Origin of the sequence: Paracoccus everestensis, from assembly GCF_021491915.1 — a bacterium.
Classification (GTDB): domain Bacteria; phylum Pseudomonadota; class Alphaproteobacteria; order Rhodobacterales; family Rhodobacteraceae; genus Paracoccus; species Paracoccus everestensis.
The window spans coordinates 952,733-977,579 of record NZ_CP090836.1; the positions used below are offsets into that span (position 1 = coordinate 952,733).

The 24,847-nt window shown below is 61.0% G+C and carries 18 protein-coding genes and 1 tRNA gene; 13 read left to right on the forward strand and 6 right to left on the reverse strand.

Going from position 1 to position 24,847, the window contains the following annotated elements:
• Window positions 1-71: 71 nt before the first annotated feature.
• A complete protein-coding gene (gene putA / locus LZ585_RS04740) occupies window positions 72-3,473 on the reverse strand; it encodes a bifunctional proline dehydrogenase/L-glutamate gamma-semialdehyde dehydrogenase PutA (protein WP_234855275.1) in 3,402 nt (1,133 codons plus the stop codon).
• A gap of 109 nt (window positions 3,474-3,582) precedes the next feature.
• Between putA and LZ585_RS04745 the strand changes: the two genes are divergently transcribed.
• The 4 genes from LZ585_RS04745 (at window position 3,583) to LZ585_RS04760 (ending at window position 6,917) form a co-directional block, all read left to right on the forward strand.
• Window positions 3,583-4,047 (forward strand): Lrp/AsnC family transcriptional regulator, encoded by a 465-nt coding sequence (locus tag LZ585_RS04745; RefSeq protein ID WP_234855276.1) that lies wholly within the window; start codon window positions 3,583-3,585, stop codon window positions 4,045-4,047.
• Window positions 4,048-4,189: 142 nt separating this feature from the next.
• The gene (gene istA, locus LZ585_RS04750; protein WP_449301138.1) at window positions 4,190-5,686 is read left to right on the forward strand and encodes an IS21 family transposase; all 1,497 of its coding nucleotides are present in this window, start codon (window positions 4,190-4,192) and stop codon (window positions 5,684-5,686) included.
• Window positions 5,683-6,447, forward strand: coding sequence for an IS21-like element helper ATPase IstB (gene istB / locus LZ585_RS04755; RefSeq protein WP_234853208.1), 765 nt, complete (start codon window positions 5,683-5,685; stop codon window positions 6,445-6,447). Before istA ends, istB begins: the two co-directional genes overlap by 4 nt.
• Before the next feature lie 140 nt (window positions 6,448-6,587).
• A complete protein-coding gene (locus LZ585_RS04760; RefSeq protein ID WP_234855277.1) occupies window positions 6,588-6,917 on the forward strand; it encodes a hypothetical protein in 330 nt (109 codons plus the stop codon).
• Window positions 6,918-8,959: 2,042 nt separating this feature from the next.
• Here LZ585_RS04760 and LZ585_RS04765 read toward each other — a convergent pair.
• A complete protein-coding gene (locus LZ585_RS04765) occupies window positions 8,960-10,228 on the reverse strand; it encodes an IS256 family transposase (RefSeq protein ID WP_234855278.1) in 1,269 nt (422 codons plus the stop codon).
• Window positions 10,229-10,520: 292 nt separating this feature from the next.
• Between LZ585_RS04765 and LZ585_RS04770 the strand changes: the two genes are divergently transcribed.
• From LZ585_RS04770 to LZ585_RS04785, 4 genes are all read left to right on the forward strand, one after another.
• Window positions 10,521-11,093 (forward strand): hypothetical protein, encoded by a 573-nt coding sequence (locus LZ585_RS04770; RefSeq protein ID WP_234855279.1) that lies wholly within the window; start codon window positions 10,521-10,523, stop codon window positions 11,091-11,093.
• Window positions 11,094-11,648: 555 nt separating this feature from the next.
• Window positions 11,649-12,200: a recombinase family protein gene (locus tag LZ585_RS04775; protein WP_234855280.1), complete on the forward strand. Its 552-nt coding sequence runs from the start codon at window positions 11,649-11,651 to the stop codon at window positions 12,198-12,200.
• A gap of 295 nt (window positions 12,201-12,495) precedes the next feature.
• Entirely contained in the window at window positions 12,496-13,515 is a 1,020-nt protein-coding gene (locus LZ585_RS04780; protein WP_234855281.1) for a DUF4238 domain-containing protein, read from the forward strand.
• Window positions 13,516-13,625: 110 nt separating this feature from the next.
• Window positions 13,626-14,984 (forward strand): hypothetical protein, encoded by a 1,359-nt coding sequence (locus LZ585_RS04785; protein WP_234855282.1) that lies wholly within the window; start codon window positions 13,626-13,628, stop codon window positions 14,982-14,984.
• Window positions 14,985-15,286: 302 nt separating this feature from the next.
• On the opposite strand, the gene LZ585_RS04790 is transcribed toward LZ585_RS04785, so the two are convergent.
• Window positions 15,287-15,859 carry a tyrosine-type recombinase/integrase gene (locus LZ585_RS04790; RefSeq protein WP_234855283.1) on the reverse strand — a complete coding sequence of 191 codons (573 nt, stop codon included), beginning with the start codon at window positions 15,857-15,859 and terminating at the stop codon, window positions 15,287-15,289.
• Window positions 15,860-15,862: 3 nt separating this feature from the next.
• Between LZ585_RS04790 and LZ585_RS04795 the strand changes: the two genes are divergently transcribed.
• A complete protein-coding gene (locus LZ585_RS04795; RefSeq protein ID WP_234853242.1) occupies window positions 15,863-17,089 on the forward strand; it encodes an IS256 family transposase in 1,227 nt (408 codons plus the stop codon).
• A 12-nt stretch (window positions 17,090-17,101) separates the two neighbouring features.
• Here LZ585_RS04795 and LZ585_RS04800 read toward each other — a convergent pair whose 3' ends face one another.
• Both LZ585_RS04800 and LZ585_RS04805 read right to left on the reverse strand, forming a co-directional pair.
• Window positions 17,102-18,013, reverse strand: coding sequence for a DUF6538 domain-containing protein (locus tag LZ585_RS04800; protein WP_234855284.1), 912 nt, complete (start codon window positions 18,011-18,013; stop codon window positions 17,102-17,104).
• A 118-nt stretch (window positions 18,014-18,131) separates the two neighbouring features.
• Window positions 18,132-18,221: transfer RNA gene (locus LZ585_RS04805), tRNA-Ser, on the reverse strand.
• Window positions 18,222-18,315: 94 nt separating this feature from the next.
• Between LZ585_RS04805 and LZ585_RS04810 the strand changes: the two genes are divergently transcribed.
• The 4 genes from LZ585_RS04810 to LZ585_RS04825 all read left to right on the forward strand — a co-directional run bounded on the left by LZ585_RS04810 (window position 18,316) and on the right by LZ585_RS04825 (window position 23,744).
• Window positions 18,316-19,167, forward strand: coding sequence for a hypothetical protein (locus tag LZ585_RS04810; RefSeq protein WP_234855285.1), 852 nt, complete (start codon window positions 18,316-18,318; stop codon window positions 19,165-19,167).
• Entirely contained in the window at window positions 19,164-20,219 is a 1,056-nt protein-coding gene (locus LZ585_RS04815; protein WP_234855286.1) for an NUDIX domain-containing protein, read from the forward strand. Before LZ585_RS04810 ends, LZ585_RS04815 begins: the two co-directional genes overlap by 4 nt.
• 80 nt (window positions 20,220-20,299) lie before the next feature.
• Complete coding sequence (locus tag LZ585_RS04820) at window positions 20,300-21,331, forward strand: cysteine synthase A (protein ID WP_234855287.1); 1,032 nt, start codon at window positions 20,300-20,302, stop codon at window positions 21,329-21,331.
• A 4-nt stretch (window positions 21,332-21,335) separates the two neighbouring features.
• On the forward strand, window positions 21,336-23,744 hold the full coding sequence (locus LZ585_RS04825; protein WP_234855288.1) for a DUF3772 domain-containing protein: 2,409 nt from the start codon (window positions 21,336-21,338) through the stop codon (window positions 23,742-23,744).
• 4 nt (window positions 23,745-23,748) lie between these two features.
• On the opposite strand, the gene LZ585_RS04830 is transcribed toward LZ585_RS04825, so the two are convergent.
• Window positions 23,749-24,816 (reverse strand): AI-2E family transporter, encoded by a 1,068-nt coding sequence (locus LZ585_RS04830; protein ID WP_234855289.1) that lies wholly within the window; start codon window positions 24,814-24,816, stop codon window positions 23,749-23,751.
• Window positions 24,817-24,847: the final 31 nt, after the last annotated feature.

The following is a 24,847-nucleotide window of genomic DNA, read 5'->3' on the forward strand; positions in this document are numbered from 1 at the left end:
GCCGGCCTTTTGGCCAGCCGCGCGCCACCGCTGTCTTGCAGATGGAAAAGGGGGCCGTGCGGCCCCCTTCCTTATCCCGCCAGCAGCGCGGCGTTGCCGCCCGCTGCCGTGGTGTCCACGCACAGGTGGCGTTCATGCGCGACATGGGCCAGGTCGGGCATCCCGGTGACAAGCTGCACGATCTCGCCATTGCGCGCGGCCAGGGCCTGGGCATAGGCGCGGCCCTGCGCCTCGTCGCCCCACCAGAGGGCGGCGGCCATGGCGGGCAGGCGGGTCAGTGCCTCGGACGGCAGGGGACCACCATCCACGCCCACGGCATCCCCGCCCAGGGCGGCGACCGCTGCCATCTGGGCCGCCACGGTCTGTGCGCCGGGGCCAAGGCACAGGACAGGCGGCCGGGTATGGGCGGTCAGGCGGTTCAGCTCTCCGGTGGGGCCGGGCATCAGGCGTTCGTCGATCTTTCTTGACCGATGGGCGGCAAGCTGGGCGCGAATGCGGCCTTCATCCGCATGACCCTGCCAACCGGCCCCTGCAACGGCGGGGGCCTCGGGGGCGAAGAAGCGCGGCACATAGCGCGGCCCGCCGGCCTTGGGTCCGGTGCCCGACAGCCCCTCGCCGCCAAAGGGCTGGCTGCCCACGACGGCGCCGATCTGGTTGCGGTTCACATAGATGTTGCCCACATGGATCGCGTCGCTGACCTCCTGGACGCGGCTGTCGATGCGGGTGTGAAGCCCGAAGGTCAGGCCGAAGCCGCGCGCATTGATCTCGGCCACCACCTTGTCCAACTGGTCCGCCTTGAAGGTCGCAACGTGCAGGACCGGACCAAAGATTTCGCGTTCCAGATCATTGATGCCCCCCACGCGCAGCATGGTCGGCGGAACGAAGGTGCCGGTGCCGGGCGTGTCCAGCTTGTGGATGACGCGGTTGCCGTTGGCGGCGATATAGCCCGCGATGTCGTCCCGCGCGCCCGTGTCGATCACCGGGCCGACATCGGTCGCCAGATCCCACGGATCGCCCACGACCAGTTCGTCCATCGCGCCCCGGATCATCTCGATCACATGGGGGGCGATGTCCTCCTGGACATAAAGGCAGCGCAGGGCGGAACAACGCTGGCCCGCAGATCGGAAGGCGCCGTTCACGATGTCGCGCACCGCCTGTTCGGGCAGAGCGGTCGAATCCATGATCATCGCGTTCAGCCCGCCGGTTTCGGCGATCAGCGGCGTGCCGGGTGCCAGCTTCTCGGCCATCGTGCGAGCAATGGTCCGGGCGGTGTCGGTCGATCCGGTGAAGACCACGCCCCTGACGCGCGGATCCGCGGTCAGGGCCGCGCCGACCACGCTGCCGCGTCCCGGCAGCAGTTGCAGCGCCGACAGCGGCACGCCCGCCTGATGCAGCAGCCTGACGCCATAGGCCGCAATGATCGGCGTGGCCTCGGCGGGCTTGGCGATCACCGCATTGCCCGCCATCAGCGCCGCCGCGATCTGGCCCGTGAAGATCGCCAGCGGAAAGTTCCAAGGGCTGATCGCGCCGACGATGCCGCGCGGGGCTTGCGGGCTGTGTTCGCCCTCGGCGGCGTAATAGCGCAGGAAATCCACCGCCTCGCGCAACTCGGCCACGGCATCGGCCAGGGTCTTGCCGGCTTCCTTCGCAAGGATGCCGAAGATCGGGCCGAAGTTTTCCTCGTAAAGATCCGCAGCCCGGCGCAGCACGGCGGCGCGTTCCGCAGCAGGCGCGTCCCAGGCGCGCGCATCGTCGATGGCCCGCGCGGCGGTTGCGGCATCGGCCATCGTCACCGTGGCGATCGGGCCGCCCGTGGCGGGATTCACCACGTCCTGCACAGTGCCCGTGGCGCCTGATACCGTCAGCGGCACCGCGTCGGGCATCGTCACGTCGCGCGCGCCATTGATCCGGGCCAGGGTTTGCTCGTCGCTGATGTCGAACCCGGTGGAATTACGACGCGAGGCTCCGAACAAACCCGCGGGGGTCAGCAGGGATGCCGGGGCCTTGGCCGTGGCAAGCGCATCAAAGGGGTCGCGGGCGACTTCCTCGGGCGTGACCGCCTCGTCCACGATCTGGTTGACAAAGCTGCTGTTCGCGCCGTTTTCCAGCAGGCGCCGCACCAGATAGGCCAGCAGGTCGCGATGCGCCCCCACAGGGGCATAGATGCGGCAGCGACCCCCGGTTTCGCGCAACACGATGTCGTGCAGGCGTTCCCCCATGCCGTGCAGCCGCTGGAACTCGAAGGGGATGTCGCCCGCCATCTCCAGGATCGCGGCGACGGTGTGGGCGTTGTGCGTGGCGAACTGCGGATAGATGCGGTCAGCGTAGCCGACCAGCTTGCGGGCATTGGCGATATAGCTGACATCCGTGCCAGTCTTGCTGGTGAACAGCGGAAAGCCGGGATGGCCGTCCACCTGGGCGCGCTTCATCTCGGCATCCCAATAGGCGCCCTTGACCAGGCGCACCATGATGCGCCGGTCCAGCCGCGCGGCCAGGTCGTGCAGCCAGTCGATGGTCTGGCCCGCGCGCTTGGCATAGGCCTGCACCACGACGCCGAACCCGTCCCAACCGGCCAGTGAGGGATCGCCCAGCACCGCCTCGATCACCTTCAGCGAGATGACCAGCCGGTCCTGTTCCTCGGCGTCGATGTTCATGCCCATGTTCGCGGCCTTGGCCTGCTGTGCCAGCCGCAGCACCACCGGCACCAGTTCACGCATCACGCGGGCTTCCTGCGCGACCTCGTATCGCGGGTGCAGTGCCGACAGCTTGATGGATATGCCGGGGTTCTGTTCGACCGACCCCTTGGTGCAGGCTTTCGCAATCGCGGCAATGGCATCGCCGTAGGCGCGGGCATAGCGCGCGGCATCCGCGCCGGTCATCGCCGCCTCGCCCAGCATGTCATAGCTGTAGGTGAAGCCCTGCTTTTCGCGCGTGCGGGCGCGGTCAAGCGCGTCGGCGATGGTCTGGCCCAGCACGAACTGGCGGCCCATTTCCTTCATCGCCCGGCCCACGGCGGTGCGGATCACGGGTTCCCCCAAACGGCGGACCATGCGGCGCAGCGTGCCTGCCTGATCGTCGTCCAGAACCTTGCCTGTCAGCATGAGCGCCCAGGTCGAGGCGTTGACCAGCGACGACGACGCCTCGCCCAGGTGGCGGCCCCAGTCGGACGGGGCGATCTTGTCCTCGATCAGGGCGTCGATGGTGATCTTGTCGGGCACGCGCAGCATCGCCTCGGCCAGGCACATCAGCGCCACGCCTTCGCGGGTGGACAGCCCGTATTCGGACAGGAAATGTTCCATCAGCGACGGACGCGCCTCGGCCCGGATGCGGCGGACCAGATCGGCCGCGCGGTTGCTGATGGCGGCGCGCCGATCCGGCGGCAAGTCGGCCCCTCCGGTCAGGCGTTCCAGAAGCTGCGCTTCGTCCGCGAACTTGGCTTGGGTGGAAAAGACGCTGGAAGCAACAGGGGCCATGCCGATCTCCTTGACTGACCGAACAGGAATATCAAAGATCGGCTAGGCGGTGCGCCTGTCTTTGATATAACCGTTGGTCGGATCGAACATTCTTGGGGCGGTTTTCAGGATGAATGTCAAGCTGGATGCCCAGGACCAGAAGATCCTGGCCGAACTGACCCGCAACGCCCGCATCCCCATTGCCGAACTGGCGCGCAAGGTGGGCCTGTCCAAGACCCCGGTCGCCCTGCGCATCAGGCATCTTGAGGAGATCGGCCTGATCACCGGATACCGCGCGATCCTGTCCCCCGTGAGACTGGGCCTGACCCATGTCACCTATGTCGAGGTCAGCATGAGCGACACCCGAGAGGCAGCCTTGCAGCAATTCAACGCCGCCGTCCGCGCCATCCCGGAAATCGAGGAATGCTACATGATTGCCGGGGGCTTCGACTACCTGGTCAAGGTCCGGTCCCGCGATATGGCCGATTTCCGGCGCATCATGGCCGAGAAGATATCCAGCCTTCCCCATATCAGCAACACATCAAGCTATGTCTCGATGGAGGCGGTGGTGGAGCAGACCTTTACCTTCGGCTGACAAAGCCAAGGTCTCGGCAACTTGAGAACGGCAGTGAGAAATTAGTCCACGGAAGCGGCGGCATGGAGCTGCTGCGGGCGGCGTAAAAGTCGTCCACCCTTTCCCTTTCTGCGACAGCAGGGAGGGTGCGAGGATTTTCAGCGTGGAACTATATCTCAGGGTTCGCCAGGCCTGCGCGGCGGGCATGAGCCAGCGTCAGGCGGCGAAGGCCTTCAACATCTCCCGTGATACGGTTGCGAAGATGATGACGTTCTCGGTGCCGCCGGGCTACCGGCGGACGGCCGAGGTCAGGCGGCCGAAGCTTGATCCTTTCGTCCCGATCATCGAGGGCTGGCTTGAGGCGGATCGCTCCATGCCACGCAAGCAGCGGCACACCGCGAAGCGGGTGTTCGACCGGCTGCGTGACGAATGCGAGTTCACCGGCGGCTACACGATCATCAAGGATTACATCCGGGAGCGGGAACGGCGGGGCCAGGAAGTGTTCGTGCCGCTGGCGCATCCTCCGGGCCATGCGCAGGCCGACTTCGGCGAGGCGATGGTCAGGATTGGCGGTGTCGAGCAAAAGGCGCATTTCTTCGTGCTGGACCTGCCGCATAGCGACGCCTGTTACGTCCGCGCCTATCCGGCGGCTGTGGCCGAGGCTTGGGTGGATGGCCATATCCACGCCTTTGCCTTCTTTGGGGCGGTCCCCCAGTCGATTGTCTATGACAATGACAGATGCCTGGTGGCGAAGATCCTGCCCGATGGCACCCGTAAGCGGGCCGTCCTGTTCAGCGGCTTTCTGTCGCATTACCTGATCCGGGACCGCTACGGCCGTCCTGGCAAAGGGAACGACAAGGGGAATGTCGAAGGGTTGGTGGGCTATTGCCGCCGCAACTTCATGGTGCCGCTCCCCGAGTTCCCGACGTGGGAGGCGTTCAACCTTTGGCTGGAAGAGCAATGCCGCAAGCGCCAGCAGGATGTCCTGCGCGGCGAAAGCGAAACAATCGGCGAGCGGTTGCAACGCGATCTGGCAGAGATGCGATCCTTGCCTGCGTCACCCTTTGACGCCTGCGACCAAGACACCGGCCGCGTCTCGTCCCAGTGTCTGGTGCGCTACAAGACCAACGACTACTCGGTGCCGGTTGCTTATGGTCATCAGGATGTCTGGATCCGGGCTTATGTCCACGACGTGGTGATCGGCTGTCGGGGCGAGGTCATTGCCCACCATCCCCGGTGCTGGGACCGCGAAGAATTCATCTTCGATCCGATCCACTACCTGCCGCTGCTGGAGCAAAAGATCAACGCACTCGACCAGGCCGCGCCGTTGCACGGCTGGGAGCTTCCCGAGGAATTCGCCACGTTGCGCCGTCTGATGGAAGCCCGCATGAACCGGCATGGCCGACGCGAATACGTCCAGGTCCTGCGGTTGCTGGAAACTTTCGACCTGGCTGATCTGCATGCCGCGGTGAAGCAGGCGCTTCAGATGGGCGCGATTGGCTTTGACGCCGTAAAGCACCTGCTGCTTTGTCGTGTAGAACGCCGTCCGGCCCGACTGGACCTGGACTGCTATCCCTATCTGCCCAAGGCCACGGTCGAGAAGACCAAGGCCGGTTCCTACATGCGGCTGTTGTCAGGCAATGCGGAGGACGCGGCATGAACGATGTCCCGGAAATCCTGCTCGCCCATCACCTCAAGGCGCTGAAGCTGCCGACGTTTCTGCGGGAACATCAGAAGCTGGCCCGGCAATGCGCGGCCGAAGGCATGGACCATGTCCGATACCTCGCCCGGCTTGTTGAGCTGGAGTTGATCGACCGGGAGCGGAGGATGGTCGAACGCCGCATCAAGGCCGCCAAATTCCCCACTGTCAAAAGCCTCGACAGCTTCGACTTCAGCGCCATACCGAAGCTCAACAAGATGCAGGTGCTGGAACTGGCGCGGTGTGAATGGATCGACCATCGCGAGAACGTCATTGCCCTCGGCCCAAGTGGCACGGGCAAGACGCACATTGCCCTTGGCCTCGGACTGGCAGCTTGCCAAAAGGGGCTCTCTGTTGGCTTCACCACCGCCGCGAGCCTGGTCAGTGAGATGATGGAGGCCCGCGACGAGCGCCGCCTGCTTCGCGTTCAGAAGCAAATGGCCGGTTACAAGCTGCTCATCATCGACGAGCTGGGCTTCGTGCCGCTGTCCAAGACCGGTGCCGAATTGCTGTTCGAACTGATCTCGCAACGCTACGAGCGCGGCTCGACCCTGATCACCAGCAATCTGCCCTTTGATGAATGGACCGAGACCTTCGGCTCCGAGCGCCTCACCGGCGCACTGCTCGACCGGCTGACACACCACGTCAGCATCCTCGAGATGAACGGCGAGAGCTATCGCCTCGCCAACAGCACTGCCCGAAAGCGGCAACAAAAGTCCTGAGATCAGATCGCTCGTTTTGGCCCAAAGAGGCCAATGCGCCATGGCACGCGCTAGCTATTGGTAAGCGCGCGCGCCATGGCGCCGGCCACCGCCACCTGACCTGGTCTTACGCCGCCGCGTGGCCGGATTTTACGCCGCCGTTGACACCTTCGATCTCTGTGCCGAGCAAGACATACGAATTTGAGACTTCAGCGGACTGGCACGGTTCGATCATCAAGGACTATGTCGAGGGCGATGTGTTCGACTTCAGCGGCATTGACGCGAACATGGGAAAAACTGGCGATCAGGCATTTGATTTTCTTGGTGTTGCAGGCACGAAAGCCTTTACGACTGATGGCGCTCAGATCCGGCTGCGTCATTATGACGGCGATACCTATATCTATCTCAACACGGATGGAGATACCTTCTACGAGGCCAAAGGAAGGATCGAAGGCATTCACCACTTGAGCGCGGACGACTTGCTGCTCTAGGCGCGAGCCTTTGGGGTGTCTTCCGCGCAAGCGCCCCACACGCTTCACGCCGAGAAGGCCGGTATCATCCCCACCGGAGCGAATGCCGGAAGCGCGCCTTCACGCCCGGCGAGGCATGGACAGCAGCCACAGGCAGGGCCGACACCGCCGGGGTGTCGGCCAACAAGCGGCGCGCCGACATCCAAGAGGCTTTCGCGATTCCCGCCGCGCCCTCATCTGCCTCAGCTAGAGCAGAAGGCGTGTCAGGTAATCTCCGGGCCGGTAAGTATGGGGACAACGCTGCTTTCCGCCCGCAACAGATCCCGGTTACCGTTTTCCTAGTGTCCCACAGGTCTTATGGGCAGATTAGAAAACACCGGGAGACAAGGAAATGAAAGCCCAGCAAACAATGACTTCTGCTAGGGCCAGCGCGGCTGGAAACGCCAGAATGGCGGAGAGGGTGTGACTCAGGCGCGTTTAGATGCTGCATTAAGCCTTTTCTTTTCAGTAACTTGCAAGCATGCATTTCGGCTGTGTGTGTCTTTGATGCGGCTTTTGTGTAACCTCCAGTAACCGTGTAGCTTTCCGTCGCTTCAATAGCGCAAATGGGGCAGGGGCCTTAACGAAGAGAGCGGTGCTGCAACGAACAACAATAACAACACCAACACTAATCCTTCTTTTTTGAACTCGCTTTTGCTGACCCCGAGCCCCCCTTTGGGACCCCTATTGTTTTATCCAACGAAGCGGGCGTGCTTGAACCTGACCGCCTGCCTCAGGGTCTCGGTGTCGCCTGGGTCCTCCATTTGAGGAACCACGCGGTGGCAGGTAGGGCAGAGTACTGCAAAGTCGTCGGGCACCTTGTAGGTCAGACGCTCTCCCTCTTGGAGATCGCTGAGAGGCATGAGGTGATGAACGTCTAGGGGAAGTTTGGTACCGGGAGGGGCATAGTTTTTGAGTGGCGCCAGGCCACACCCTTCGCACTCTGGGTCTTTACGCGCGAGAACTTGCTTTCGAACCTGGGGTTCCGTTCAAGCTTCTGGACCATCTGGTAGCGGTGTTCGAAGCCGCTGCAGATATTCGCTCTGCTTTGGCTCATGGAGGCTCGATCTCCAGCGAGGAAAGCCGTGGCGCGGCCCCCAGTATAGGACACAGTCTCGGATGACAGGCGAAGAGACGCGATAGCGGCGTGCCACTGTAGACCATGACGGTGTGTTACGTCTCGCTTCCCAAGCCGTCGCGTACTCTTTACATATTGCGACCCGATCCTCGTTTGTCAGCTTCGAGCCGTTTCCTCCACGCATCACGTTGTACCCATACTCAGGGTGCCGTGCGTCAAGTCGGTCGATATGCGCGCTTTCCATATTGAGGAGTTCCTCCTTGTCGTTGGCAGTCGCGAGAATGGTCCACTTAAAGGCCTCTGCACCCTGTTCGCGAAGTGCGGCGGCGAGCCGGAACCCTCTCCCGTAGCGAAAGGCGTCGTGCTCGTGGCGCTTCCGGACCTTGTCTAGAGTAAAGCAGGAGCGACCTACATAGACCTTGCCGTCATTAAGATTTCGGGCACAATAGATGATCACCCTAGAACCCCTCCTTAGCCTACAACAATGACGTGCCCCGTCTGTTGTCCATCCGAATCTAAGAACATATTGTAACGTTGTTAGGCCCCAAGACAAATGGTGTGAAGATAGCATCATACGTGCTGCTGTTTTGGCAGATCGGCCAGTTGGCTGCGAATCGGCTACAGGGTGTGACGCAAGCACTGATCGTAGATGCCGACGGTGAGTTGCAAGTGCTGAGGTGCCTGTGGGAATTGTTGGCGACATTGTGGGGCATGAAAAGCAGACCATGACCTATGGTCTTTATTCGGGCAGGTCGTCTTTGCTTCGCAAGGCCGAAGCTTTGAGCCGTCTGCACTATACAGAGTGGGCCAACACTGATGCTCATCCTGCTGTCACACCGCATGTGCAGCTGCAATGGATATCCCTGCCCACTTCCTTAACGTAACAAGATTGAGGGCCGAACAAAGACTGGATGAGCTATGCGGGAATTTGGGTGACGCGGCCTAATCAAGCGGCGCGATTTTCGGCGACGCTCGCGGCGACACCGTCGTTGAATGTGACGCCTTCGATGACCAAAGGCAACTGGTTCGCCCCCTTCAGGCGGCGCCACGTTTTGGCGGCAGCCTGAACGAGCTTGAACACCATCAGCTTCGCCGTTTTCTGCGAGAGCGCACCCTTGGTTCGCACGGTCCGGTGCCGAACGGTGGCAAAGACGCTCTCAATCGGGTTTCCCGTGCGCAGGTGATCCCAGTGATCGGCCGGGAAGTCGTAAAAGGCGAGCAACGCTTCGCGGTCCTTGGTCAGGCAGGTCACTGCCTTCTCGTACTTGGCGCCGTATTTCTCGGCGAAGGTGTTCATCGCAGTTGCCGCTGCGGCGCGGGTTTCGGCCTGCCAGATCTCGCGCAGGTCGGCCTTCACCGCCGGCTGCATGGATTTCGGGAACTTGTTAAGCACGTTGGCGGTCTTGTGAACCCAGCATCTTTGATGGCGCGTGCCCGGAAAGACCTCGTCAAGCGCCTTCCAGAACCCCATGGCCCCATCGCCGACGGCGATCTCGGGCGGAACCCCAAGGCCGCGCGCCTTGATGTCGACCAGGAGCTCGCGCCAGCTCTGCGCGCTCTCGCGCACGCCGACCTGGAAGCCGACGAGTTCCTTCTTCCCTTCGGGCGTGGCCCCCAGAATGACCAGCATGCATTCGGCCTGCGGCTCCATCCGAGCCTGCAGGTAGACACCGTCCGCCCAGATGTAGACATACCGCCGGGCCGAGAGATCGCGGCGCTGCCAGCGGTCGTAATCCTGCTGCCACTCCCCGGTCAGGCGCGAGATCACATCCGGCGACAGGTTGGGCGCGTCTTTCCCCAAGATCGCGGCCAGCACCTCCTGGAAATCTCCCATCGAGATGCCACGCAGGTAGAGAACCGGCAGGAGGGCATCGAGGCTGCGCGAACGCCGCGCCCATTTCGGCAGGATCGCAGAAGTGAAGCGGATCTTCTTCTCGGCCGGCACATCAGTGGCGCGGTCGCGCACCTTCGGGCGCTGTACGTCGAGCGCACCGATCCCGGTCAGAATGCTGCGCTCCGGCCCGTAACCGTGCCGGACAACCCGCTGGCGGCCGTCTGGCAGGATCTCTTCGGCGTGCTGCGCGACAAAGGCGTCGGCCTCGGCCCGCAGCGCGGCAGCCAGCATCCGGCGTGCCCCGTCGCGAGCGATCTCGGTCAGCGGGTCCTCAACAGATTCCGGCTGACGAAGGGGGACGATGTCTGTAGTCTTCTCCATGGCGTATCGTTCCTTTTGGAAGTTCTGGCAGGCTTCAGCACCCGCCACGATACGCCGCCCTCTCAAACCCCGTCACCCATTTCCCCGAATAGCTCAGACTGGATTTGTAGTTGTAGAGCAACTGGAGCGACAAAGAGCATAAGGTGGGGCTTTTCCGAGCGAAAATTTTGGTGCAACAGCTACGAACGTGTCGAGTAGACTAGACGCATATGAAGTAGGCGTTAAGAAGGTGGGGCTTCTTCATACTGTGCAGCTGCGAGCTTAAGCAGAAACAACAGAAGAAAGATTAACTATGGTTTTTGACCCACTTGCGCAAACTGATGGTGCTGTGGCGCATATTGCGGATATTAATTTAACTCTTTCACACGAAAGCTGGTACTTAGGCCTACTAGATTCATCCCTCGCGGATGAGATGGAGGCAGTGGCGCAAGCTATAAAGAGTATTTCTAAGGGAATATTCCTCAAGGACTATGGCGCAGAAGAGGTTCCTCCTCTATTTAGTTCCAAGCTCCGATTAGAAAAACTACACCTAGTTATCGATGGTGTGCATTTTTCTCCTGGTTCGCGTCGGCTGCAAATTGGTCTTGCCATAGTTGCAAGTGTAGTCGGCATAACCGCTGGTGCAACCAGTATAGTAGCAGATTACCCTGATGCCAAAAAAAATCTTCCTGAGCTTCAGAAAGATGTGAAAGCTTTCTCAGAAGATTTATCTCGGAAAATTTCGGAATATATCGGCAAAATTCCTGTAAGGGAGGGTGAGGAGCAGCGTACCCCGGATTTGTTTATCGAAACATCTTGGAGGCGTGGCTACAAGGACCTTGGAAAGCTTTTGATAGATAATGCAGGTCGCAATACCGGGCAGTAGGAGCTTTGGATGCTCTCGGCCGTGCTGGCGTCTACTCTCGCTGTAGAAATTATGCCAGCAACGGCCGCTGCACAGTATCGGGAAGCAATGCGTCGTACTCAGTATCACCTTTCGTTTCGGCTGCAGCCATTCCTTCGTCTCTTTCAACCTGGTTATCCAACTTTTATCCATCCCCGACATGGAGAGGATCGCTTTGCTCCATGGGAAAGGAAATGAACTCTCTCCCCTAATAAGCAGTTCCGAAGCAGGAAGGCGCTTACAAAAAAACAGAAGTAAAAACAGTAACAATAGCTCCTGTTTTTGAAACAACTTCCTGGAAACCCCCGCCCCCCCCTTTGGGACCCCTGTTAGTGTTTTAAGAGGCAGACAGCCATGCCCAGTGCTCAGCGGCTGTCGCTCAAGGGGTTGTCGGGCCGCAGCCGTCTAGCCTGCCATTAGGCCCTGCCCTTGAGGCAGTGCCATCGGGAGTCATTTTGAGCTGTCAATGGAGTAGGTTTCGCCTTTTGGCAGTCCGTCGCTCCGTACGTCTTACACCCTATTGGCAGGAGATCGACCATGACGGCAATCGTTGGATATGCACGTACCAGCACACTTGAGCAGGTGGCAGGCTTTGAGGCACAGCTTCGGGACCTGACTGCGGCAGGCTGCACCAAGCTCTTTCAGGAACAGGTGAGTTCGGTAGCCAAGCGGCAACAGCTTGAGGTCTGCATGGAGTACCTAAGGGAAGGTGACACGCTCATCGTCACGAAACTAGACCGACTGGCCCGCAACGTCGCCCACCTCGGGCAGCTGGTCGCAACCCTGAAGGCTAAGGGCGTTAGCCTCCGCATTCTAGGGCTGGGATTGGATACTAGTACCTCAACGGGTGAACTAATCCTCAACATGATGGGAGCAGTTGCGCAGTTCGAGCGGCAGATGATGCTGGAACGGCAGCGGGAAGGCATCGCTAAGGCGAAGGCTGATGGCAAGTATAAGGGCCGTGCGCCCACGGCCATGAAGCAGGCCCAGAGAGTCCATGAGCTGGCCACAGAGGGGCTGAAACGATCCGAGATAGCCCAGAGGCTAGGCGTATCCGAAAGGTCGGTCTACAGGGCACTGGCGGACTGATTGCCAGCCCCAGACGGCCTAAGGGGTTCAATAGGTCAAGAGCAGTGCTTCCCGTGCTTGCTGCAATGGAAGCCCTTCTTTCCTGTATGAGCCGATGCGGCAACCTATGGGAATGAATAATCTATCAGGTGGGAGGGCGGTAGTTAATGGGGGTTTAGGAAGCACGGACATATCCGTCGTCTAAACCGCCGCTGCTGCGACCGCGAGTTTCACCAACACTGTATGTGAAGGGTTGTTCAGGAGAACCTTTCTTACCATTTCGGAATAGTTTTCAACGGTATCTGGTGCAACGTCTATGAAGCAGGGTGCACAAAACCAGCACTACGTTCCGAAGTTCATCCTTCGAAACTTTCTTGGAAATGAAAAACCCGAGCAAGTCCATGTATTTAGGAAGTCAACAGGCAAAGGCTTTACTACCTCTATTCATAACATCATGGCTGAACGGCGCTTCCATGAGCTCAGGCTGGATGACCAGTACATTGCTAGCTATGAAGACGCGATTGGGCGGATCGAGGACTCTCTCTTGCCCGCCTATCGCAGTGTCATTGAACGAGGCAGCCTCGACGGGTCACCCGAAGAAAAGCTGAGCCTCACTAGCTTTATGGCTTTCCAGTTCGTCCGCACTCGGGCTCAGCGAGACATATTTGAGGATGTGCAGGCACAGGTAGCCAAGCGGATCGGCAAGCTGGCAACTGAAGACCTAGGTCTCGGACGTATGACAGACCAAGAGCGGACGCTCCAGCATATACGGTTCATAGAGGGTGCTACACCCAGCTTCATTGCCGCGCTGATGGATAAGGACCTTGGGTTGATGAAGGCACCTCCTGGGCGGAGCTTCTACCTTTCTGATAACCCTGTGGTCCTGCATAACGATCAAACTTCCGACGGATTTTGGGGGAACCTGGGTCTCGCTGTCAAAGGTATCCAGGTTTACCTACCTTTATCGGCCGAGCTTATGCTTTGTGCATGGTGCCCAAGCTTGGTCGGCGATCTGCGGGATCGAAATGCGGAGAACAAGCGCAGGCTAGCGTCTATCATGCTTGGATCGTTCATGACCAACATCCCCGGTAGCGACAATCTTCAAAACCTGCTGAGCACACTTCGCCCGGCACAGGAGCGTATAGAGACATTGATCAAGCATTTCGATGAAGGAACTCCTGTTTCTCTCAGTGCTGAACACATGGATTTCCATAACGGCCTGCAGGTCATTTCAGCCACTCAGCACATCGTTTGCAAACACGCGGACTTCGCCTTAGCTAAACGCTTCATGACTGAGAACCCCAACCATAAAGGCTTTCATTTTAGGGTGACGTAGTCTGGCTAGGGGCCTTCACTGACCCTTCAATACTGATCCTAAGGGCGTTATGGGGAACGTGTGTAGATTACTATGAACTCTCCTTCAAATTGAAATGCAAAAGCCCGACCATGCTGGACACCAACTTCGCCACCGACGCCACCAAAGATCACCTGACAGCAGCTCGGATGGCGACCCTGCTGCGTGAGGCCAAGAGCCCCAATGCTGTGGCCTTCCGGGAGCAGGTCTTGGCTATGCTGTATGGCGTCAGAACCACGGCCGTAGAGGCTGCAGGGAAGCGCTACAGGCGGCCCCAGCAGGAGGAAGCCGCTGGTCATGCCCGGACACTTGATGCCATCTTGTGCGATCTTCTGTGGGCGTCAGACCATGCTGAGGCGCTGGGCTTCTGCTATCGGAGCGCCAACCGGCAGGCCTTCACGGATGGCGGAACTAAGGCATCGTCGCGAGCCTACGAATGGCAGGTTCCTGTTCTAGTGTCGGCAGAGCTGATTGACGTTCGTGTGGGCTACACAGCATGGGATGATTTTGACGGCGACAGTGTCGTGCTCTTCAGACGCGCCACAAGGATGCGAGCAACCCCTGCACTGATGGCTATAGCTCAACGCCACGGCATATCCGCAGACAACCTGACGGATCATTACCACAAGCTGACGTCCAAGCTGACTCGTTTGGTGGTGCTGAGGGCAGGTAAGACTGCTGGTGGGCGGGGGCAGATGCTCCGGTATCCAGATACCGAGAAGGCTGCTTCAATATGGAGCGAAGTCGAACGGATCAATGCCATCTATTCCCGTCATCAGTTCGTGGGCCTGCCTCAGCCACAGGTCTACCGGCTGTTCAACTGTGCCGATGCAGACGGGTTCGCCTTCAACAAGGGCGGGCGGCTTTACGGTGAGTTTCAGAACACCAGCAAAGAGCGGCGCAAAGATGTCACCATCGACGGACAGCCAGTCGTTGAGCTGGACCTGAAGGCATCGCATCTTACAGCTCTTTATGGCGTCACAAATACACCGATGCCCGAGGGTGATCCCTACTCCATTGAGGGGCTACCCCGTGCTGTCGTTAAAGGCGCAGTCACGGCCATGATTGGCCTAGGTCATACCGCCCTGACACGGTGGTCTTCGAAGAGTATGGCCATTTTGCTTGCTGATCTTGGGACGGAACAACCGTTGGACGCTAAGACCTTCAGCAGGCGCTATCCGGCCAGGATGGTTGCTGAGAAGGTGCTTAAGCGGCATCCGGTGCTGCGCCATCTTTCACCGAATACGTTGGACTGGGCAGACCTTCAGTTCACTGAGGGCGAGGTCTTAGTCAAAGTGATCCTTCAGCTTGGGGAGGAGCATGATATTCCAGCTCTGCCAGTGCATGACAGCATCATTGTCCCCAAGGACGGTGCAGAGATTGCCCGGACCTGCTTGGGAGCCACATTTAAAGCCGTTACTGGGCAGCTGCCCATGATTGAGATGAAGTAGGATGGGCCATTTTCAATGGGCTTAAGGAGGTCCCTGGGGGCCTCTCTAGTATCATCTCTGTATCATACGATCTTGGTATCTACTAAGATTGGGTTCACCCCAGGGACCCTCAAGGATGGCTCAGGGTGGGGCTTGGGGATCATCTTTAGGGGCTTGGTATCATATGAAATTGGGTACTCCCTGAGTAGGGCTTAGGGGAGCACCCAGGGCATTACTATGAACGCTAATATCGGCTAAAGCTGACTGCGCTTGCTCAGGAGGCTCTGACGGTATCATGGACTGCCTAAAGGCAGCACCCAGGGCTACAGAACAACCCTGAGCATGTGCTTTTGTAGCACGTCTAAGCCGTGACCACGTCCATACCCATCCCCAACGCTCTGCCTTGCCCAGCCGCCAATGGCATCCGCAACGTCTATAGGGGCCTCAACGTCCCTGAGTCTGTCCCTCATGGCGTGACGGAAGCTGTGAATGGTCTGGCCTTCCCCAACAAGATCGTTGTCCTTGAGCCACTTGTTAAGTGCTGCTGAGGCCGATGCCGCATTGACTGGGGTGTTAGGCTTGCTTGGGGCGAATGCCGGAAAGAGCAGATCGCCCTTGGTCTTCATGCCTTGTTCGGCTGCCCATAGTGCCTGACCGACAAGAGGGACCTTGCGTTCGGACGCATCAGTCTTCACCCGCCGGAGATCATGGCGCTTGATGATGATGTGCGGAACAGGCGCATCCAGAACAACATCTGACTTCCGAAGGCCAATGATCTCAGCAAGCCGCGCCCCGGTGTGGTCGTGTCTCGGAAGTGGTAGAAATTGGCTGGCGGCGTAATCTCCGGGTGAACCAACACCCACCCAACCGGCGGCGGCAACCGCCAGGGAGATCACGCCATGAAGCAGAATACCGACAGCTCGTCCTTTTCGCTACTGCCCGACGCAGGCGGGTATGATCCGATCGAGGACCGCCTGCGGGCGAATGTCCGTGCCACCATTGAGGCCATGTTTGAAGAGGAACTGGCCGAATTTCTTGGCCGTCTTCGCTATGGTCGCAGTGACGAGGGTGCCAAGGGTTACCGCCACGGGCACCGGGAGCGACAGCTTACCGGCACATTCGGCACCGAGACGGTGCGGGTGCCACGTGCCCGGATCGAGAACGAGACCGGAAAGGTCACCGAATGGCGCTCGAAGGCCCTGCCACGCTACAGGCGGCTGACGAAGAAGGCCGAGGCCCTGATCGCAGCGGTCTACCTGGCTGGCACCAACACGCGCCGCGTCAAGCGGGCGTTGTTCGGGCTGTTCGAAGGCGCGGTGAGCAAGGATGTGGTCAGCCGGGCCTGGCGCAAGGTGAAGGTCGACTGGGACGCCTGGTCCACCCGCGACCTGGCCGAGGAGGATATCGTTCGGCTTATCCTCGATGGCACCGTGATCAAGACCCGGCTGGACCGCAAGGCCACCAATATCTCGGTGCTGGCGGCGATCGGGGTGCGGCGCGACGGGCAAAAGGTTCTTCTCGCCATCAGGAACATGGGCGGCGAAAGCACGGCTGCCTGGAGCAGGTTCCTTGCCGACTTGGATGCCCGGGGCCTGCGGCGGCCCGAATTCGTGATCGTTGACGGCGCCCCTGGCCTTGAGGCCGCGCTTGTGGCGCTCTGGGGCGGGGACCTGCCCATCCAGCGCTGCACGGTTCACAAGCACCGCAACCTGCTCGGCCACGCCCCCAAGCGCCTGCATGACGAGCTGAGTGAAGACTATCGCGACATGATCTACGCTGACACAGCCGCTGAGATCGAGAAGCGTCGCAAGGCGTTCCTTCGCAAATGGACGCTGAAGTGCCGGGCCGTGGCCGATAGCCTTGAGGAAGCAGGAGACCGGCTCTTCAGCTTCACCCGCCTCGATCCCTCGCAATGGAAATCCGCAAGAACCACCAATGCCATCGAGCGCCTGAACGAAGAGTTCCGCCGCCGCATCAAGACCCAGACCGTGCTGCCCTGTGCGGAAACCGTGCCCATGCTGCTCTGGGCGCTCCTGGCCTCGGGCCAAATCCAGATGCGAAAGGTCGACGGCTGGGAAACCCTTTCTCAGCCACTCGTGCCGATGTCCCTTGACCTCGCGGCCTGACTGGAGCCAACGTCACATGCCCGGAGCCCGCTGCCCGGCAATTTCCACCACATTCGCGACACGACCCCCGGTGTCCGAGATCATGGCTATTGCCCAGCGCCGCTGATCGTTCTTGTCACGGCAGCGTTCTTGGATGGTCTTGATTTCGTTGCTGGTAAAGGACTCCCTGGGTTTGCGCTGCCCTTCCGCCTTGTTGGGAATGACCACACCAACAAAGGGGTTGTTCATGCTCAGCTCGAACTCCCTGATGGCCGTGGTGATGACCGGGCTGACCTGCTTGAGGTAGCGTTCAACTGTCGCAGGGCCGTTGCCGTTGGGGCCTTTGCCCCTCGTGATCACCTTCCGAACAAACCGGTTAGCGTGGTCACGGGTCAGGTTGTTCAGGGTAATATCCCCTGTGACCTCCAAGAGGATCGCCCAAGCCCGCTCGAACTGCTGGACTTGCTTGGGTTCCTTGGATCGCTTTCCCAACTCGATATGCTTGTCCCGTGCATCGCTGAGAGTCTTTGGCACATTCCCCGTCATCAGCATGTCACGGGTCATCATGGCCTGACGGCTTGGCTCGGATGGCTCTTCCCATTGGTCAAAGCGGCGATCAAAGAGGTCGTCAATGAAGTCCGTTACGGGGTCCAAGTCAGGATATTTAGCACCATCGCCCGGGGACAGACCCGCTGCCTGCAACTGAGCCATCGAAATCTTGGGGTCAACGTTGCCTTCCCTGTGGGCCTTCCACAGGGCGTCGAAGCGCCGGGTATGGCTGACGGCTAGCTTGCTCGCTTCAGCTTTGTCCGCCGTCTTCAGGGAAAAGTAGACCTGCTCAGGTGCCTTCTTGCTCTGAGGGTCCCTGTGAAGCTCACGGCAATCCTGCGGAATACGCCGCCGATAATACCACCTGTTCCCTTTCGGTTCGATGTGCTGACACATGACCCGGATCGCCCCAACTTCAAAGACTAAGACCACGCTGTGTAACCTCATGTGTAACCTGAGGCAAGCACACGATCCAACTAACCGCTTGTTATCTAAGCAAAAAATTTGGATAGTATGGCGGAGAGGGTGGGATTCGAACCCACGGAACCCTTGCAGGCTCAACGGTTTTCGAGACCGCCCCGTTCGACCACTCCGGCACCTCTCCGCGCTTTGGGTGGTGAGGCGGGGATTTAGAGAGGTGGGGGTTGAAGCGCAAGTGGTTTTGTCGAAAAAAACACTTGTGCCAGAAAGGATATCTGATGCTGCGGTTCCTGAGTCTTTGCCTGATGATCGCGCTTGCCGGACCGGTCCATGCGCAGCCGCGCGCACCGCTTCCCCAGCACCAGCAGACTGCCGTTGCGGTATGGGAGGTGATGCGCCTGGACAACCTTGCGCCGATCCTGCGCGAGGAGGCCGTGGCCGAAGGAACAGAGATGGCTGCGGCCATGTTCCCGCGTGGCGGTACCGGCCGCTGGGTGGACGGGATCCGCGCCATCTATGACCCTGCCCGGATCAGGATGCTGTTCGTGGCGGGCATGGCGGCGGCAATGCCCGCGGCGCGCCCGGAGGATGTGCAAAAGGGGCTGGCCTTTTACGGCACCGTTTTCGGGCAGCGGATGCTGGCGCTGGAGGCTTCGGCCCGCGTGGCGATGCTGGATGCGGATGTCGAGGCAACGGCCCGCGACGCCTTTGCCAGGGCGGTCCGGCAGCGTGACCCCCGGGCCGCACGGATCATCCGGCTGATCCAGGTCGCCGACTTGATCGAGCCGAACGTGGCCGGTGGTCTGAATGCCGCCGTTGCCTTTTCCCGCGGCTTCCAGGCAGGCGGGGGCTTTGCGATGCCCTTGTCGGACGGAGAGATCGTCCGGGATGCCTGGGCGCAGGAATCGCGACTGCGGGGGGATACCGAAGGCTGGATCGGCGCCTATCTGTTTTATGCCTATGCCGTGCTGGGGGATGCGGAACTGGATAGATACATCGCCTATGCCGGATCGGCCGAGGGGCAGGCCTTGTCGCGTCTGATGTTTGCGGGATTTGATGCGGTCTTTGCGCAGACATCCCATGACATGGGCCTGGCTGCTGCGGCAGAACTGCGGGGGCGCCAGCTATGAGCGACACGGTCTTGCTGGTGGGCATCCTGGCACAGCCCGATATGCTGGATGTGTTCGGCCTGACAGGGGTGCCCGAAAGCCTGCCCGGCGGATTGACGGGTGGCGCGCGGGCGGGGATCGACCGCGACGCATGGCCCCGCCTGGCGGCAGGGCAGGGGACGGTTGCCGCGATGCGCGTCGTGCCGAATGCGGCGCTGGTCCGCTATGCGGCCGTGATGGGGCTGGTGGCGCAGGACGGGATCCTGGGCCTGGGCCATGGCACCGCCGAGGGAGAGCCGCAGCCCCCGCTGGCCACAGCCGTTGCACGTCATATCCTGGCGATACCCGCCGACCGGTCCCCAGATGACATTGCCGCGCGGTTGCCGATGATCGGGGTCGTGGCGGCGTCTGAACTGCGCGGGGCAGGCAGCCCTCATTCGGGCGAGCCATTGGTCGAGCGGCGGATGCCGGGCGATGTGCAGATCATGTCGCGGGATGAAACCCATTCGGGTTTTTTCTCGGTCCAGGTCTGCCGCCTGCGCCACCGTACCCATGCAGGCGGCATGACCCCCATCCTGCGGAGAGAGGCGCTTGTATCCGGCGATGCGGTTGTCCTGCTGCCCTGGGATCCGGTCCGGGATCGCGTCCTGCTGATCGAACAGCTGCGGATTGCACCCGTGGTGCGCGCCGATCGGCAGCCCTGGCTGCTGGAACCGATCGCGGGCCGCGTCGATGCTGGCGAAACGGTCGAGGATGCCGCCCGCCGAGAAGCGCGGGAGGAAGCGAACCTGACGGTGACGCGACTGTTTCCGGCGATCCATCATTATCCCAGCCCCGGCGTGCTGGGCGAATACCTGTATCTTTATGTCGCCAGCGCCGAGCTGCCCGACGGGATTGAGGGCGTGCATGGCTTGGAAGCCGAGGCCGAGGATATCCGCGGCCACCTGACCAGTCGCGCCGAATTGACCCGGATGGCAATGTCTGGGCAGGTGAAAAACGGTCCGCTGGCGATGCTCGCGCTGTGGCTGGAGCTGCGGCACACGGCATTGCGTGCGGAACTGGGCATGGCCTGACCGGACGGCGGGGTTGTGCCTTGGCGGCGGTCCTGTGTAGGTAGCGCGGAACCCTAGCCTGACCGAAAGGTTGCTTGTTTATGCGAATTTGCCCTGACCTGGCCGACATGATCGGCAACACGCCCTTGATCCGCCTGCGCCAGGCCAGCGAGGCGACGGGCTGCGAAATCCTGGGCAAGGCCGAATTCATGAATCCCGGCCAATCGGTCAAGGACCGCGCGGCGCTGTACATCATCCGCGACGCGGTGGCACGCGGAGAGCTTCGTCCCGGCGGCACCATTGTCGAGGGAACGGCGGGCAATACCGGGATCGGTCTGGCCCTTGTCGGTGCCTCGATGGGGTTCAAATCGGTCATCGTGATCCCGGAAACGCAAAGCCAGGAAAAAAAGGATATGCTGCGCCTGGCAGGGGCGACATTGGTCGAGGTTCCGGCCGCGCCCTACAAGAATCCCAACAACTATGTCCGCTATTCCGGCCGCCTGGCTGAGGCCTTGGCCCGCACGGAACCCAACGGGGCGATCTGGGCCAACCAGTTCGACAACGTGGCCAACCGCCGGGCGCATCTGGAAACCACGGGGCCGGAAATCTGGGAACAGACCAACGGCAAGGTCGATGGCTTTGTCTGCGCCGTCGGGTCGGGCGGCACGCTGGCTGGGGTTGCCATGGCGCTTCAGCCCAAGGGCGTAAAGATCGGCCTGGCCGATCCCGAAGGCGCGGCGCTGCATTCCTTTTACACGACGGGGGAATTCGACGCGCCGGGAAGCTCGATCACCGAAGGTATCGGGCAGGGACGCATCACCGCGAACCTGGAAGGCTTCACCCCCGATTACAGCTGGCGCATTCCGGACGAAGAAGCCTTGCCCGTGGTCTTCGACCTTCTGGAATACGAAGGTTTGTGCCTGGGCGGATCGTCCGGCGTCAACGTCGCGGGCGCGATCCGCATGGGCGGCGAAATGGGACCGGGCCATACCATCGTCACGATCCTGTGCGATTTCGGCAGCCGTTATCAGACCAAGCTGTTCAACCTGGATTTCCTGCGCGCCAAGGGGCTGCCCGTGCCCGGCTGGCTGACGCGCGAAGCGCCCGACATTCCCGAAGTTTACCAAGGCTGACCTGATGATCCGCGCGTTCCTGGCTGTCGTCGTGACAGTCCTTGCCCTTTGTATGTCGCCTGCCTGGGCGCAGGATCCTGTTCTTCCGAATTACGAAACCTGGGACAGGATCGCCACGCAAAGCGAACAGCTGGTCGGCAATGGCGACACAACCGCCGCGCAACTGAACGACATCCGGGCGCGCATCGTCAATTGGCGAAAACAGTTTCAGGATGCCCAGGGCGTCAACGCCGATCCGATCGCCACGATCGAAAGCCAGATCGCCGCCCTTGGTCCTGCGCCTGCCGAAGGTCAGACGGAGCCTGACGACATCGCTGCGCGCCGGTCGGAATTGCAGGCCCGGCTTTCCGAATTGCAAGCTCCGCGCCTTGCGGCGGTCGAGGCATTCAGCCGCGCCGATACCATCGTGCGGCGGATCGACCAGGCCTTGACAGAACGCCAGGTCATGGAACTTGCACGGCTTTCTCCTTCGCCCCTGCTGCCGGCCAATTGGCTGCTGGCTGCGTCGGAAACGACGCGGCTGGTCAATGGCATCGTGGAAAACACCAGTCAGAGGATTGGGGAGCGGGCAACCTGGGGGGAATTGCGTCCGCGCCTACCGCAGGTGGCCGGCTATCTGATTGCGGCGCTGCTGCTGCTGACGCTGGGGCGATACTGGGTGGATACGCTGCCGCAGCGCCTGTCGGCCCGGACCAAGGATTATTCGCGCGGAGTCGTGGCCTTTATCCTGTCGCTGGCGCAAATCGCGCTGCCGATGATCGGGGTTTACCTATTGATCAGCGCCCTGACGGCGACGGGCATCTTTGGCCTGTGGACCCGGCCTTTCTTGGATGCGCTGCCCGCCGCGGGCGTGATCCTGTTCGGCAGTGCTTGGCTTGCACGGCAGTTGTTTCCCAATAAGTCGGTTGCCTATGACACGCTGAATGTCCCGCATGATGAACGCCAGAAGGCCCGTTGGCTGGTCAATGCGCTGGGGATGGCGCTGGCGGTCCACCACGTCGCCTCGGTCGCCTTTCTGCCCTTGTCGGGCCTGGCCGAACGCAATTCCCGCTTGCAGCGGGTGCCGCTGGACTTTGCGGAAGGCGGAGCCGTCGTCTGGCACTTTGCCCTGATCGTCATTGCCGCCGCCCTGCTGTTCAAGCTGGGCATGATCCTGCGCCGCCTGAAGCCCTGGGCGGATCAGTCCAACACCAGCTATCGCCATCGGGTGCTGTCGCTTGCGGGCACGCTGACCCGGCCCTTGGCCATTTTGGCGGTGATCGCCGCGGCAATCGGCTATGTGAATGTCGGCAATCTGCTGATCTGGCCCTGGATCCAATCCATGGCGCTGCTGGGCGTGCTGATCCTGCTGCAGGACTTTATCGCCGACGTCTTCAACATGCTCAAGCGCGGGCAGGAGGGGGCGCGGGATGGGCTGGCACCGCTGCTGATCGGGTTCGCCCTGGTGCTGCTGTCGATCCCGGTCTTTCTGCTGATCTGGGGTGCCTCGGGCAACGAGCTGGTCGAATACTGGAACCGCTTCCGGCAGGGCCTTACCTTGGGGGGCGTGCGCCTGTCGCCGGGCGCGGTGCTGATGTTCCTGCTGGTCTTTGCCATCGGCTATTCGATAACCCGGGCGGTGCAGGGGGCCTTGCGCACATCCGTCCTGCCCAAGACGAAACTGGACGCGGGCGGGCAGAACGCGGTCGTGTCGGGCATCGGCTATGTCGGCATCATCCTGGCCGCGATCCTGGCCATCACCTCGGCCGGGATCGACCTGTCGTCCTTCGCCATCGTTGCGGGTGCGCTGTCGGTCGGCATCGGTTTCGGGATGCAAAACATCGTGTCGAATTTCGTATCGGGCATCATCCTGCTGATCGAACGCCCAATAAGCGTGGGCGATTGGATCAGCGCGGGCGGCCAGCAGGGCATCGTCAAGCGCATTTCCGTGCGCGCCACATCGGTGGAGACCTTTGACAAGCAGCAGGTGATCGTCCCCAACAGCGACCTGATCAGCCAGCCGGTGATCAACTGGACGCGGCAAAGCAAGACAGGGCGGATCATCATCCCCATCGGCGTCAGCTATGGCACCGACACGCGCAAGGTCCACCGCATCCTCAAGGAAATCATCGAGGATCAGCCCCTTGTCACCATCGACCCGGCCCCTTCGGTGCTGTTCCGGGGCATTACCGTCGATGCGCTGAACTTTGAAATTCGCGCGGTGATATCCGACATCGGATCGGGCCTTGGCGTCACATCCGAGGTGTATCACCAGATCGTCGAACGGTTCATCCAGGAAGGCATCGGGATGCCCTTCACGACCCGCGACATCTGGAAGGACGGCGATCTGCCCTTGGCAGACGAGGCTGAGGACGAAATCCCGGCGCAGGTGGCTCAGGTGGCGCAACGCGAATTGCCCGACGACGGCAAGTAAGCCCTCAGCGGCTGGCCGTGTCGATATCGGCCAGCCCTTCGCGCGACAGCAGGATCGCCACGGGTCGCAGCCAGGGGATGTGCCAGCAGACGATCATGACCGCCACCATGATCGGCACAGCCAGGAAAGCCCCTGCGATTCCCCAGATCGCCCCCCAGAAGGCCAGGGACAGGATGATCCCGAAGCTGGACAGTTGCAGCGTTTGCCCGGTCAGCATAGGATCCAGGATGTTTCCCACCACGAAATGGACCAGCAGGCAGGCAAAGCCCACTGCGATGGTCGCGGTCGAATCGCCGGTCAGCACAAAGGCCAGAGCGACCGTGATGGCCCAGGCGATTACCGAACCGATATTCGGGATGAAGTTCAAGACAAAGGTCAGCAGGGCCATGGCCATCGCCAGTTCCAGCCCCGCCACCACATAGATCAGCCAGACGGCTGCCCCGGTCAGCGCGCTGACGAAGGTCTTGACCACCAGGTAACGGTTCACCCGCCGCATGATCGAGGCCATGATCAGCCTGATCCGCACCGCCTGCGCCGGATCGCCCGTCAACCGTTCGACCTTGACAGGCAGCCAGGTGCGTTCGGCAAACATGAAGCCCACGAACAGGATCACCAGCAGGCTGCCCGACAACAACCCCGAGGCTTGACCCGCAAGCGAGCGCAGCCAGCCGGTGATGTTGAATTCCGTCAGCGCGGCCAGCAGGCGTGTCTGGGCGTCGGGACCGAACCGCTCGATCAGCGTGGTCAAGGCGATCTGCACGGATTCGGTATAGGCGATGGCGCGGCCCACCACCTCGTTGATCTGGGACATGATCGTCGTGGACAGCCAGATCAGCCCAAGGGTGATGCCGATCAGCGCCAGCGTCGTTGCCAACCAGTTCGGCACCTTCAACCGCGAGGAAATGGCCTGGATCGCGTCCGTGGTCAGCGAGAACAGGATGATCGCAATGGCCAGGCAGATCAGCACGAAGCGCGCCTGGAACAGCAAAAACAGGATCAGCGAAAAGGCGATGATACCCAGGAACCCGGTCTGAAGCCGTTGGCGCAGCACGTCTTCGCTGGATGGGGTCAATCGGTCCCTCGCATGGAAAAAGGCCCGGCCA

What these genes read in the sequence shown, in the direction of transcription:
- putA (WP_234855275.1), bottom strand. Translation starts at nt 3,473, where the DNA reads ATGGCCCCTGTTGCTTCCAGCGTCTTTTCCACCCAAGCCAAGTTCGCG.
- LZ585_RS04745 (WP_234855276.1), top strand. Translation starts at nt 3,583, where the DNA reads ATGAATGTCAAGCTGGATGCCCAGGACCAGAAGATCCTGGCCGAACTG.
- istB (WP_234853208.1), top strand. Translation starts at nt 5,683, where the DNA reads ATGAACGATGTCCCGGAAATCCTGCTCGCCCATCACCTCAAGGCGCTG.
- LZ585_RS04765 (WP_234855278.1), bottom strand. Translation starts at nt 10,228, where the DNA reads ATGGAGAAGACTACAGACATCGTCCCCCTTCGTCAGCCGGAATCTGTT.
- LZ585_RS04770 (WP_234855279.1), top strand. Translation starts at nt 10,521, where the DNA reads ATGGTTTTTGACCCACTTGCGCAAACTGATGGTGCTGTGGCGCATATT.
- LZ585_RS04775 (WP_234855280.1), top strand. Translation starts at nt 11,649, where the DNA reads ATGACGGCAATCGTTGGATATGCACGTACCAGCACACTTGAGCAGGTG.
- LZ585_RS04780 (WP_234855281.1), top strand. Translation starts at nt 12,496, where the DNA reads ATGAAGCAGGGTGCACAAAACCAGCACTACGTTCCGAAGTTCATCCTT.
- LZ585_RS04785 (WP_234855282.1), top strand. Translation starts at nt 13,626, where the DNA reads ATGCTGGACACCAACTTCGCCACCGACGCCACCAAAGATCACCTGACA.
- LZ585_RS04795 (WP_234853242.1), top strand. Translation starts at nt 15,863, where the DNA reads ATGAAGCAGAATACCGACAGCTCGTCCTTTTCGCTACTGCCCGACGCA.
- LZ585_RS04800 (WP_234855284.1), bottom strand. Translation starts at nt 18,013, where the DNA reads ATGTGTCAGCACATCGAACCGAAAGGGAACAGGTGGTATTATCGGCGG.
- LZ585_RS04810 (WP_234855285.1), top strand. Translation starts at nt 18,316, where the DNA reads ATGCTGCGGTTCCTGAGTCTTTGCCTGATGATCGCGCTTGCCGGACCG.
- LZ585_RS04815 (WP_234855286.1), top strand. Translation starts at nt 19,164, where the DNA reads ATGAGCGACACGGTCTTGCTGGTGGGCATCCTGGCACAGCCCGATATG.
- LZ585_RS04820 (WP_234855287.1), top strand. Translation starts at nt 20,300, where the DNA reads ATGCGAATTTGCCCTGACCTGGCCGACATGATCGGCAACACGCCCTTG.
- LZ585_RS04825 (WP_234855288.1), top strand. Translation starts at nt 21,336, where the DNA reads ATGATCCGCGCGTTCCTGGCTGTCGTCGTGACAGTCCTTGCCCTTTGT.